Annotated in this window: 2 tRNA genes and 2 rRNA genes (1 of these 4 running past the window's edge); all 4 read left to right on the top strand. The window is 46.8% G+C overall.

Annotation, left to right across the window (positions count from 1 at the left end):
- The first annotated feature begins 446 nt into the window (after positions 1 to 446).
- Positions 447 to 1,964 (top strand): 16S ribosomal RNA (locus tag HFD85_RS21665).
- A 158-nt stretch (positions 1,965 to 2,122) separates the two neighbouring features.
- A tRNA-Ile gene (locus HFD85_RS21660) sits at positions 2,123 to 2,196 on the top strand.
- Between the two features lie 78 nt (positions 2,197 to 2,274).
- Positions 2,275 to 2,348 (top strand) — tRNA-Ala (locus HFD85_RS21655).
- Positions 2,349 to 2,609: 261 nt separating this feature from the next.
- A 23S ribosomal RNA gene (locus tag HFD85_RS21650) occupies positions 2,610 to 3,159 on the top strand (it continues 2,258 nt past the right edge of the window).
- The 16S and 23S rRNA genes sit together here with 2 tRNA genes alongside, the layout of an rRNA operon.

The raw sequence follows: 3,159 nt of genomic DNA, 5'->3' as shown, positions 1-3,159 counted from the left end.
TTAAAAATGATCTTTACCTTTGCAGCCGCTTTTGAATAGAGGCGAAGTTCTAAGAGATGATGAAGGGGATTTTTGGAATGGAAACGGGCTTGGTTAACGGGTAGTTTTCGGAAGGAAATCGGGAGAAAAAAACTTCAAAAAAAATGCTTGAAGTTTTGGTAGTTTTAAAAAACTATTTACCTTTGTCGCCCCGTAATAAGGGAACGAGTTCTGGCAGATTCTGAGAGGAGAGAAGTTGAAAGACTGAATGAGAGGAAAGGATGGCCAGTGAGTAAGAAGCAAAAAAGTAGATGACCGGCATTAAGAGGTAGAATTGAGGTGCTGGTTTTTTTACGGAAAAAAGTTCTTTAAAATTTTGAAGCACAAAAAAGCAAGGTTTAACCAACTTTGTTGATTTCTGAGAGACAAGTAGACCTGGAGCGAAGGATATTTAAACTTTTTAATTTACAACGGAGAGTTTGATCCTGGCTCAGGATGAACGCTAGCGGGAGGCTTAACACATGCAAGTCGAGCGGGATTCGCCTTCGGGTGATGAGAGCGGCGCACGGGTGCGTAACGCGTATGCAACCTGCCTTGTACAGGGGGATAGCCCATGGAAACGTGGATTAATACCCCATAGAATTGTATAACCGCATGGTTTAACAATTAAAGCTGAGGTGGTACAAGATGGGCATGCGTAGGATTAGCTAGTAGGTGAGGTAACGGCTCACCTAGGCAACGATCCTTAGGGGTTCTGAGAGGATTATCCCCCACACTGGTACTGAGACACGGACCAGACTCCTACGGGAGGCAGCAGTGAGGAATATTGGTCAATGGACGAGAGTCTGAACCAGCCATCCCGCGTGCAGGATGACGGCCCTACGGGTTGTAAACTGCTTTTCTATGCCAAGAAACCTTCCTACGTGTAGGAAGTTGCCGGTAGCATAGGAATAAGCATCGGCTAACTCCGTGCCAGCAGCCGCGGTAATACGGAGGATGCAAGCGTTATCCGGATTCATTGGGTTTAAAGGGTGCGCAGGCGGGCTTGTAAGTCAGTGGTGAAATGCTGCCGCTTAACGGTAGAACTGCCATTGATACTGCAAGTCTTGAATATGGTTGAGGTAGGTGGAATGTGTTGTGTAGCGGTGAAATGCATAGATATGACACAGAACTCCAATTGCGAAGGCAGCTTACTAAGCCATGATTGACGCTGAGGCACGAAAGCGTGGGGAGCGAACAGGATTAGATACCCTGGTAGTCCACGCCGTAAACGATGATCACTCGCTGTTTGCGATACACAGTAAGCGGCTGAGCGAAAGCATTAAGTGATCCACCTGGGGAGTACGATCGCAAGGTTGAAACTCAAAGGAATTGACGGGGGCCCGCACAAGCGGAGGAACATGTGGTTTAATTCGATGATACGCGAGGAACCTTACCTGGGCTTAAATGTAGATTGCATAGATTGGAAACAGTCTTTCTCTTCGGAGCTATTTACAAGGTGCTGCATGGTTGTCGTCAGCTCGTGCCGTGAGGTGTCGGGTTAAGTCCCATAACGAGCGCAACCCCTACCGTTAGTTGCCATCAGGTCATGCTGGGGACTCTAGCGGGACTGCCACCGTAAGGTGAGAGGAAGGTGGGGATGACGTCAAATCAGCACGGCCCTTATGTCCAGGGCTACACACGTGTTACAATGGTCGGTACAAAGGGCAGCTACACAGCGATGTGATGCTAATCCCAAAAGCCGATCCCAGTTCGGATTGGAGTCTGCAACCCGACTCCATGAAGTTGGATTCGCTAGTAATCGCGCATCAGCCATGGCGCGGTGAATACGTTCCCGGGCCTTGTACACACCGCCCGTCAAACCATGGAAGCTGGGGGTGCCTGAAGTCTGTGACCGCAAGGAGCGGCCTAGGGTAAAACCGGTAACTGGGGTTAAGTCGTAACAAGGTAGCCGTACCGGAAGGTGTGGCTGGAACACCTCCTTTCTGGAGCACAGGTCTAGCAATAGATCTCAGTGACGAAGTTGACAAAGAAGGTCCTTGCTTTTTTTAAAATATTACTGATAGAGTTCAAAGTTTAAAGTTCAAAGTTCAAAGAATTGTAACTCGAAACTTTAAACTCGCAAAGCGGAACTCTGTAATAGAGTCCCGTAGCTCAGCTGGTTAGAGTACTACACTGATAATGTAGGGGTCCCCAGTTCAAGTCTGGGCGGGACTACAAGTCCAGTCAGCAGTTGGCAGTCACAGTGATCAAAACACTGAAAACTGAGGCTGAATACTGTAAACTGACAGATTTGGGGGATTAGCTCAGTTGGCTAGAGCGCTAGATTTGCATTCTAGAGGTCAAGGGTTCGACTCCCTTATTCTCCACGAAAGAGACTAAAAACGGTCGGAAAGGTTCATTAAGTAATAGGTGAACAAGAGATAATGCTGGTGCAAACGTTGTTTAAGGTTCGATTCCTTAATTATCTACACAAGTTGAAACAGGCAACTGTTTCTGTGCTTTAAAGTTCTTTGGCATGTTGGGAAAAACAAACGATAATTTTAAATTATCGAGAGTCAAATCACAATTATAGAGATACGACAATTTTACAAGAGATACAAAGTGAATCAATACGAGGATTCTATCTAAAGAAAGTTACTAAGGGCGTACGGAGGATGCCTTGGCTCTCAGAGGCGATGAAGGACGTGACAAGCTGCGATAAGCTTCGGGGATTAGCAAATATGAATCGATCCGAAGATTTCCGAATGGGGCAACCCATCCATCATGGATATCCGGGGTAACCTGGAGGCAAACCCGCTGAACTGAAACATCTAAGTAGGCGGAGGAAAAGAAAATAATAATGATTCCCCTAGTAGTGGCGAGCGAACAGGGAACAGCCTAAACCATCATTGTTTCGGCAATGGTGGGGTTGTAGGACTGCGATATGGAGAAGTATTTTGAACTGGAACGTTTTTGGAAAATTCGACCAAAGAGGGTGACAGTCCCGTACAGGTAAGCAATACAATCCTAGCAGTATCCTGAGTAGGGCGGAACACGAGAAATTCTGTCTGAATCTGCCAGGACCATCTGGTAAGGCTAAATACTACTGAGAGACCGATAGTGAACAAGTACCGTGAGGGAAAGGTGAAAAGCACCCCGAACAGGGGAGTGAAATAGTACCTGAAACCGTGCGCTTAC

It is taken from the genome of Maribellus sediminis (assembly GCF_011799805.1).
Lineage (GTDB): Bacteria > Bacteroidota > Bacteroidia > Bacteroidales > Prolixibacteraceae > Draconibacterium > Draconibacterium sediminis_A.
This window is presented reverse-complemented; position numbering and strand designations above follow the sequence as displayed.